Genomic DNA, 1,540 nt, shown 5'->3' with positions numbered 1-1,540 from the left:
CCGGCATCGACCGGCGCTATTACGAGCTGTGTGCGCTGTCGGAGCTGAAGAACGCGCTGCGCTCTGGCGACATCTGGGTGCAGGGATCACGTCAGTTCAAGGACTTCGAGGACTATCTGGTACCGCCCGAGAAGTTCGCCAGCCTCAAGCAAACCAGCGAATTGCAGCTGATCGTGGCCACCGATTGCGACCCGTACCTGCACGACCGACTGACGCTGCTGGAAACGCCGCTCGCCACCGTCAACCGCATGGCGCTGGCCAACGACCTGCCGGACGCCATCATCACCGAGTCGGGCTTGAAGATCATGCCGCTCGATGCGAGGGTGCCCGACACTGCGCAGGCCGTGATTGACCAGACGGCGATGATCCTGCCGCACGTCAAGATCACCGAACTGCTGCTGGAGGTAGACGAGTGGACGGGATTCACCCGGCACTTTACTCACCTGAAATCGGGCGACTTGGCCAAGGACAAGAACCTGCTGCTGACCACCATCCTGGCCGACGCGATCAACCTGGGCCTGACCAAAATGGCCGAGTCATGCCCCGGCACGACCTATGCCAAGCTCGCCTGGCTGCAAGCCTGGCACATCCGAGATGAGACCTACTCGACAGCGCTGGCCGAGCTTGTCAATGCCCAGTTCCGATATCCATTTGCCGAGCATTGGGGCGACGGAACCACGTCATCGTCGGATGGCCAGAATTTCCGAACCGGCAGCAAGGCCGAGAGCACAGGTCACATCAATCCGAAATAGGGCAGTCACCCAGGGCGGATGTTCTACACCTACATCTCCGACCAGTATGCGCCGTTTCATACCAAGGTGGTCAACGTCGGCGTGCGCGATTCGACCTACGTGCTCGACGGTCTGCTATACCACGAATCCGACCTGCGTATCGAAGAGCACTACACCGACACGGCAGGCTTCACTGATCACGTCTTCGCGTTGATGCACCTGCTGGGCTTCCGCTTTGCGCCGCGCATCCGCGACCTGGGCGATACCAAGCTCTACATCCCGAAGGGCGATGCCGCTTATGATGTACCAAGCCGTTGATCAGCAACGACCGGTTGAACATCAAGGCCATTCGCGCCCATTGGGACGAGATCCTGCGCTTGGCTACGTCGATTAAACAAGGCACGGTGACAGTCTCTCTGATGCTGCGCAAGCTTGGCAGCTACCCGCGCCAGAACGGCCTGGCGCTCGCCTTACGGGCGCTGGGCCGCATCGAGCGCACACTGTTTATCCTGGACTGGCTGCAAAGTGTTGAGCTGCGCCGCCGCGTGCATGTCGGACTGAATAAGGGTGAAGCCCGCAACGCGCTAGCCCGTGCCGTGTTCTTCAACCGCCTTGGCGAAATCCGAGACCGCCGCTTTGAGCAGCAGCGCTACCGAGCGAGCGGCCTCAACCTAGTGACGGCAGCCATCGTGCTGTGGAACACGGTCTATCTGGAGCGGGCCGCCCACGCCTTGCGCAGTCAAGCCCAGATCGTCGATGACACGCTGCTGCAGTATCTGTCGCCGCTAGGCTGGGAGCACATCCACTTG

At 60.9% G+C, this 1,540-nt stretch carries 1 pseudogene; it reads left to right on the top strand.

Annotated elements, in window-relative coordinates:
* Positions 1 to 1,540: pseudogene (locus tag CAGGBEG34_RS00005) on the top strand (Tn3 family transposase); the annotation flags it as partial.

It is taken from the genome of Candidatus Glomeribacter gigasporarum BEG34, assembly GCF_000227585.1.
Lineage (GTDB): Bacteria > Pseudomonadota > Gammaproteobacteria > Burkholderiales > Burkholderiaceae > Glomeribacter > Glomeribacter gigasporarum_B.
This window is presented reverse-complemented; position numbering and strand designations above follow the sequence as displayed.